A 5,953-nucleotide genomic window follows, 5' to 3' on the forward strand; every position below is an offset into this window, starting at 1 on the left:
ATATGGGCTTTTAATATCTAGTACTAGCTCAATATAGTTAGAATCCAGGTTATGTTTAGAGCGGAAGGAGGACTTATGAGCAAGCGGAAATATTATGTCGCAATAGGCGGATGTGTAATTGTGTTACTATTAGTAGCTAATAGTTGTACCTCAGCGAAAAATACCACTGCGTTTGTTTCGACGACATCGAGTACGCTAGCAGAGCGAACCACGACTATGATGCCGAACTCAAATGAAGAGGATCTGCAAAGGGCTCGCGCAGCTTTAAGTAAATTCTTCACATTGTTGCATGAAGGAGCATATGGAGAGGCGACGAAGTATTATGGCGGGAGCTATGAAGTTTTACAGAATTGGAACCCACCGGTTAATAAAAATGATCACGCAGCTCTTCTCGAGGCTGGATGTAAGAGTCAGCTAGGGTGTTTTCTGGTAAGAAAGATTATACGTGAGAAGCAACTTTCCCAAGACACCTTTGGATTTGCTGTCGAACTCACCGCATCCGATGGCGACCTTTACGTTCGTGGGCCCCTTCCGGGGCAAACCAAAGATCAAGCAATAAGTCACTTTAATTATGTCGTTAGAAAGGCAGGCGATCGTTTCTTAGTACAAAGCCTTCCGCCTACGATACCATAGAACTCATCGCACAGCGTTCTATGGTTTGAATAGCGCTGTATTAGGGCTACAAAGACAGAGGTTCGAAAAGACGCTCGGGAACGGTACCTCCGCACGAAAGGCGTAACGATCTGGGCGCTGTCTCAACCAGAGACTCGGCGAAATTGTATTACCGGTAAAGATGCCGGTTTCCTGCAGCAAGACGGAAAGACCCCGTGAACCTTTACTGCAGCTTGACATTGGATTTTGATTCATCATGTACAGGATAGGTGGGAGGCTTTGAAGCTGAGGCGCAAGCCTTGGTGGAGCCACCCTTGGGATACCACCCTTGATGTATTGAGGTTCTAACGGTAGGCCGTAATCCGGCTACCGAACAGTGTCAGGTGGGCAGTTTGACTGGGGCGGTCGCCTCCTAAAAGATGAGATTTCCCACTCTTTTAAGAGTTAAGACCCCAGGTAGACTACCTGGTTGATAGGCCGCAGGTGGAAGAATAGAGATATTTGCAGCCGAGCGGTACTAATTGGTCGAGGACTTGATTGTCACGAGACGGACGCTGTGTAGTTTTGAGAGGTTCAATGGTAATAGTTGAACTCTTTCAGAGCGTTCAAGGTTCATGGATCCATGGCTTAAAGGTTCGGTGAAGAAGTAAGCCGGGCCAAAGCCACGAACCACGAACTTTGAAAAGAATGCTCAATGGGGTATACTATTGAGCAGCTTGAAAAGTTAACCTTTTCGGTGGCTATAGCGAGGGGGAAACACCCGTTCCCATTCCGAACACGGAAGTAAAGTCCCTCAGCGCCGATGGTACTGCTCTGGTAACGGGGTGGGAGAGTAGGACGCCGCCGATTCTATAAGGCCTCTAAGTTAATGCTTAGAGGCCTTTCCTATTTTATAAATATCATCATCGGTAAAATTATGACCTAAAAGTTAAGAATGGTTACAATGTAATTTATGCAATCCGAAAAGGTTCATTTCACAGAAGAGAAAGAAACGATGCTCATGACCCTGTACGCCAGGGCGCTGCAGAGCCGTTCGAAGGACCCGATTCTTCAGGATAAGTGGGCGGAGGACGCGGTCGACCGTATCGATTACGATTTCGGGAAATTCAAGGTGGGTAAGCTAAGGGCTCTCCTTATAGCGATCAGGGCGAAACAACTCGATCTGTGGACGACCAGGTATCTGGCGGATCATCCCGACGCCACCGTCCTACATCTGGGGTGCGGCCTGGACAGCCGCGTGTACCGGATCGACCCGCCTGAAGGCGTGCGCTGGTTCGATGTGGACTACCCAGAGGTCATCGAGTTGCGCCGGCGTCTGTATCCCGAACGGGCAGGGTACCGCATGATTGGCTCATCGCTAGCAGATCTGGGCTGGCTGGATGAGGTTCCGGGTGATCGCCTGGCGTTGATCGTTGCCGAAGGAGTAACGATGTACCTCACGGAGGATGTCATGAAACTGCTCCTCAACCGGCTGACCGCTCACTTTCCCTGCGGACAGATAGCGTTTGATGTCCTTAGCTCTCAATCGGTTCGGTGGATGGCAAAAACCGGTGGAAGTGTTAAGGGAACCAGCGCCACCTTTAGTTGGGGGATCGATGACCCTCAGGACATCAAGAAATTGGAGCCGCGTCTCGATCTCATCGCTGACTTGCGGGCGCCCCACTTGGCGGGGTTCTCTAGAATGCCCTGGGTAATGCGCGCGCTTGTTCGCATGATGGACTCCATTCCTGCTCTACAGAGGATGAGGTGCCTGCTTTATCGGTTCTAGCTGTGGAGGATACGAATCTATCGTTTTGGTTTCATAGTTTTGTTGTATCAAATCCGCTAGCCACAATCAAGTTTCATCTGTTTTGTCCTCAGTTATTTACATTGACAAGATAGCAAGCGTTATCTTAGCATTACCATAGCCCCATACTTGTTTCACCGCGACCAAAACACAAGGAGACATGGTAATGAAAAAACTGATTTCTGCTTTACTTGTAGTGCTTATGATCCTAGCGGTACCGGGGGGTCTGGCAACAGCCGGTACTGGTGCCGCGCCCCACATGAAAGCCAGCAGCGCGGACATGACGACGCTCGTGTTCAAACTTGGAAGCCTTAACTATACCGTTAACGGTGCGGCAAGAAAGCTGGATGTAGCCCCATTTTCAACTAATGGCCGCACGCTCATCCCAATTCGCTACGCCCTGGAACCATTAGGCGGACAGGTCTCCTGGGATCAGGCACAACAAAAAGTTACGGTCTCTTTGGAGCCAGTCGATATCAATCTGTGGGTTGGAAATGCAACGGCGGATATAAACGGGGTCAAGGTTCCTATCGATGCAAATAATTCAAAAGTGATGCCGGTGAATGTTAAGGGCCGCATCTTTGTGCCGCTCCGTTTCGTTTTGGAGGCTATTAGCGCCGATATCATCTGGGGTCCCGACGATAAAAGCATTACCATAAGATGTCCGAAGCCGGACATGATTACGTATGATGGTACTGAGTTCGTTATGGATTACCCCGAGATATGGGATGTGTTGGATGAGGACTTATTTATCGCGTTTAGCTCACCCGAATATGAGGGCGTGATAGTGGAAACAGAGGCTTTATCGGGCATGCCTATGACTTTGGATGAATACACGGATGCGAACATCGATTTGTTAAGGACGATCTATCCGGGCATAACCTTTATCCAATCGACAGATGTGACCATCGGCGGTAATCCTTGGTATCTGGTAGTGTATACAGCGAAATTCGAGGGCACAGCCGTTAAAAGCATGGAGGCTTGGACGGTTGTAAACAATAAAGCATATCGTCTAACGTATGACGCTGAAGCGGCGACATACGATAATTACGTAGACACCGCGGCGGAAATGTTCGATTCTTTTAAGATAAAATAAGGGGCGGGTAAAAACCTTTTGCCGAAGGCCGGAATAGAATAAAGCGCTTTGTTTTATGTAACTATCATGAGCCCGTTTAAAAACGGGCTCATGTCATGTAGCGACCCGCTTATGCTGCCTGTAGTCCCTTAAGATCCTGGATCATCTTGTCGACCTCCATGGCGGGCATGGTCATGGTTCTGAGCGTACCGCGGGCGCCAAGCTCGATAGCCATCTTTACCATCGTGTCGTTGTCCGGGGCTTCGATTAGATTTACGAAATCGTAATCTCCCATGACCATGTACTGCGACATTATTTTTACGCCGAACTTCTCTGAGACCTCATCGTTTACTTGTTTGATTCTTTCAGGATTTTCTCTGAGCGTTTTCATCCCGTCATCGGTCAAGCTGGTGAGCATTACAAACATCGCCATACCGTTATCCTCCTTTTATTACAAAACCGGCTTTCAGCAAACTTTGTACCCAATTGCGGGAAGTCTTATGGTTCATTACCAATGACGAAAGCAGTTACGATACTATTTGACAAAAATACCCCCCTAGGGTATATTTACGATTAATATACCAATTGGCTAAGGGGTTGATAGATGTGAATGTAGAGGATTTTGCATACGTTGTAGAAACCGAGAAGAGCTTTGAGGAAGCATCGGTATCGGTATTGCGGGCCGTCGAGCAAAAGGGTTGGGCGGTATTTAATGTTATCGATATCAGCGAGAGGCTGTCATCCAAGGGATTCGACCAGAAACCGCTTAAGTTAATCGAGATGTGCAACGGCAAACATGCCAACACATTCTTGAATAAGAGCAGGTACGTGTCGCTGTTTATGCCATGCCGCATCAATATTATGGAAGAAAACGGCAAGATCAAGATCGCAACGATGCGCGCGTCCGTAATGTCGCAGTTCTTCCCAGAGGTTTCAGCCGAAGAGGCAATGGCTGTTGAGAAGGACGTTATCGAGATCATCGACAACGCTAAATAACGCAAGTATTACTAAGGCTTTTCCGGCACTAACCTTGCCGTCCGTTAAGGGCGGCAAGGGCCTCCTTTGCTATCTGGGAGACCGTTCGTTCCTGCAGCTCGCCATCGTCGTAAACGTGAATGCGGCTCTCGTCCTGCAGCAGTCCTTCAAGGGTCTCTTTAACATCGACTACCAGGCCTTCCAGAACTCGCACATCTGAATCTCCGATTACGCCAAGCGCCCACGCCGCGTGCCCGCGTGTCGTGTTGCTGGGGTTTCTCAAGAGCCCGACGATGTGAAATATCTTATCTTTTAAAAGGTCGGGGCGTTCTTTGCCGATTCTACGCACCGACCACAACAGCCCCTTCCGAATCCTGCCGTCCCAAATATATGAGAACATCTTGGGGATGGCTTTGCCGAATTCATCGGGACGTGCGGCAACGATGGCGCCGATCGCCTCCATAGATCCCCAGCCCGTACCGCCGGATTTGTCTTCTAATGAGACAAACAGGCGGGTTAACGTCGTGTTTACCTTCTCGCGGCTCATAATATCCGGATGCTCCGCGATTCGCCCGAACGCCTCGGCGGCCCGCCAGTGCAGCAGGTCGTCCTCGCTGTAGAGCAGCGACCGCAGGTATTTAAGAACGCCCCGCTCGCGGGCGGCCAGTTCCACTACCCCGTCGAAGTCTTTCTTCTCTAACAGACTCTTAATATCATCCTTTAATGACAAACAAATCGCTCCTTGTCGGGAATAATACCCGGTATCGTATATGTGTCACATTTAACTCCTGCTATTACTTTAACTTAGAGGTGCCGGGCAATCAATTATTATTAGATTACGGGTTCCACATTCCAAGCTCTGCAAGGGACTTCGTAGCCAGCTCTCCTACGGTCGTGGGCTGTAGCTCGCCTTCGTTATAGATCGTCAGGGGGCCGGTATCCTGCTGCAATTTCTTAAGCTTGTCTATCGCATCGCGGTTGTATGTGACGCCGATCGCCCATGCAGCGTGCCCGCGGATGGTGGGGTCGGGGTCGTCCAGCAACTCGATGATGGCGGGCGAGGAGTCTTGCACCAGGTCGGGCCTTTTCTCGGCGATCTTTCTGGCAGACCACAGAACGCCGCGGCGCAGGATGGGGTCTTCGATAAACGACATCACGATACGGCCGAAATCGAGATAGCTGTTAGGTTGATGTGCGACAACCGCACCCAATCCCTCAGGTGCGGGCCAGGCCGTTGAGCCGGACTCCTCGGCCAACGACCATACCAACCTCCGCGGGATGTTCCTCTGCCCATCTCTACCGCGCGCCCCTTCTCTGCCCGCAACGATGCCCAGGGCTTCGGCGGCGCGCCAATGTAGCAGATCATCGGTTGAGTACAGAAACGAAAACAAATACCGTACCACACGCCGTTCTTTCTCGGCAAGGTCGGCTATTTGCTCAAATCGCTTAGCGTCTAGAAGCCGCTGCACCTCGGTTTTAATACTCAATCTATCGACCTTCGTTTC

Annotated in this window: 7 protein-coding genes, 1 rRNA gene and 1 other annotated feature; of the genes, 5 read left to right on the top strand and 3 right to left on the bottom strand. The window is 50.0% G+C overall.

Going from position 1 to position 5,953, the window contains the following annotated elements:
* The first annotated feature begins 75 nt into the window (after window positions 1-75).
* From ACYC56_RS11445 to ACYC56_RS11460, 4 genes are all read left to right on the top strand, one after another.
* Window positions 76-633: a hypothetical protein gene (locus ACYC56_RS11445; protein WP_461374313.1), complete on the top strand. Its 558-nt coding sequence runs from the start codon at window positions 76-78 to the stop codon at window positions 631-633.
* Between the two features lie 147 nt (window positions 634-780).
* Window positions 781-1,141, top strand: a sequence feature (23S ribosomal RNA rRNA prediction is too short).
* Between the two features lie 203 nt (window positions 1,142-1,344).
* A 5S ribosomal RNA gene (gene rrf, locus ACYC56_RS11450) occupies window positions 1,345-1,461 on the top strand.
* A 103-nt stretch (window positions 1,462-1,564) separates the two neighbouring features.
* Window positions 1,565-2,380, top strand: coding sequence for a class I SAM-dependent methyltransferase (locus ACYC56_RS11455; RefSeq protein ID WP_461374314.1), 816 nt, complete (start codon window positions 1,565-1,567; stop codon window positions 2,378-2,380).
* Window positions 2,381-2,564: 184 nt separating this feature from the next.
* Complete coding sequence (locus ACYC56_RS11460) at window positions 2,565-3,494, top strand: stalk domain-containing protein (RefSeq protein ID WP_461374315.1); 930 nt, start codon at window positions 2,565-2,567, stop codon at window positions 3,492-3,494.
* A 109-nt stretch (window positions 3,495-3,603) separates the two neighbouring features.
* On the opposite strand, the gene ACYC56_RS11465 is transcribed toward ACYC56_RS11460, so the two are convergent.
* On the bottom strand, window positions 3,604-3,906 hold the full coding sequence (locus ACYC56_RS11465; RefSeq protein ID WP_461374316.1) for a GYD domain-containing protein: 303 nt from the start codon (window positions 3,904-3,906) through the stop codon (window positions 3,604-3,606).
* A 173-nt stretch (window positions 3,907-4,079) separates the two neighbouring features.
* On the opposite strand from ACYC56_RS11465, the gene ACYC56_RS11470 reads away from it, so the two are divergent.
* Window positions 4,080-4,469: a DUF302 domain-containing protein gene (locus tag ACYC56_RS11470; RefSeq protein WP_461374317.1), complete on the top strand. Its 390-nt coding sequence runs from the start codon at window positions 4,080-4,082 to the stop codon at window positions 4,467-4,469.
* Window positions 4,470-4,497: 28 nt separating this feature from the next.
* On the opposite strand, the gene ACYC56_RS11475 is transcribed toward ACYC56_RS11470, so the two are convergent.
* The gene (locus tag ACYC56_RS11475; protein ID WP_461374318.1) at window positions 4,498-5,178 is read right to left on the bottom strand and encodes a DVU0298 family protein; all 681 of its coding nucleotides are present in this window, start codon (window positions 5,176-5,178) and stop codon (window positions 4,498-4,500) included.
* Window positions 5,179-5,284: 106 nt separating this feature from the next.
* Window positions 5,285-5,953: DVU0298 family protein (locus tag ACYC56_RS11480; RefSeq protein WP_461374319.1), on the bottom strand; the 669-nt coding region annotated here is incomplete at its 5' end.

The sequence above is a fragment of the Candidatus Aquicultor sp. genome, from assembly GCF_054640775.1.

Bases quoted from the DNA above. Each gene is read 5' to 3' on its own strand.
- ACYC56_RS11465 (WP_461374316.1), bottom strand. From the start codon at position 3,906: ATGGCGATGTTTGTAATGCTCACCAGCTTGACCGATGACGGGATGAAA.
- ACYC56_RS11455 (WP_461374314.1), top strand. From the start codon at position 1,565: ATGCAATCCGAAAAGGTTCATTTCACAGAAGAGAAAGAAACGATGCTC.
- ACYC56_RS11445 (WP_461374313.1), top strand. From the start codon at position 76: ATGAGCAAGCGGAAATATTATGTCGCAATAGGCGGATGTGTAATTGTG.
- ACYC56_RS11460 (WP_461374315.1), top strand. From the start codon at position 2,565: ATGAAAAAACTGATTTCTGCTTTACTTGTAGTGCTTATGATCCTAGCG.